Origin of the sequence: Alkalihalophilus lindianensis (assembly GCF_032843265.1) — a bacterium.
Classification (GTDB): Bacteria; Bacillota; Bacilli; order Bacillales; family Bacillaceae_D; genus Alkalihalophilus; species Alkalihalophilus lindianensis.
This window is the reverse complement of record NZ_JAWJBA010000365.1, coordinates 1-269: the sequence shown is the minus strand read 5'-3', so window position 1 is coordinate 269 and position 269 is coordinate 1. Positions and strand designations below refer to the sequence as shown.

The 269-nt window shown below is 38.7% G+C and carries 1 protein-coding gene; it reads left to right on the top strand.

What is annotated here, in order from left to right:
• Window positions 1-151 (top strand): GntR family transcriptional regulator (locus RYX56_RS25905; RefSeq protein WP_369293562.1); only part of this gene is annotated, 151 nt, incomplete at its 5' end.
• Window positions 152-269 lie beyond the last annotated feature (118 nt).

Sequence of the window (269 nt, the reverse complement as noted above, 5' to 3'; positions counted from 1 at the left end):
ATTTAAAACAAGCCGCTCTCCAGTACATGAGGCCCTTCTCATGTTAGAACGGGACCGACTAGTGCAAAGAATTCCCCATCAAGGGGTGGTTATCAGGCAATTTACTAGAACAGATATTCATGAATTTATACGATGTGCTCTATCGGTTTAAAGAAATTGCCATGGAAAAGGCAATCGTCAAAATGATGTGGATAAGATTGAAAACGTCCTCAAGTTGCAGGAGCAAGCAGTTAAGAATAATGAATTATGAGCCTTATTACGAATTAAAT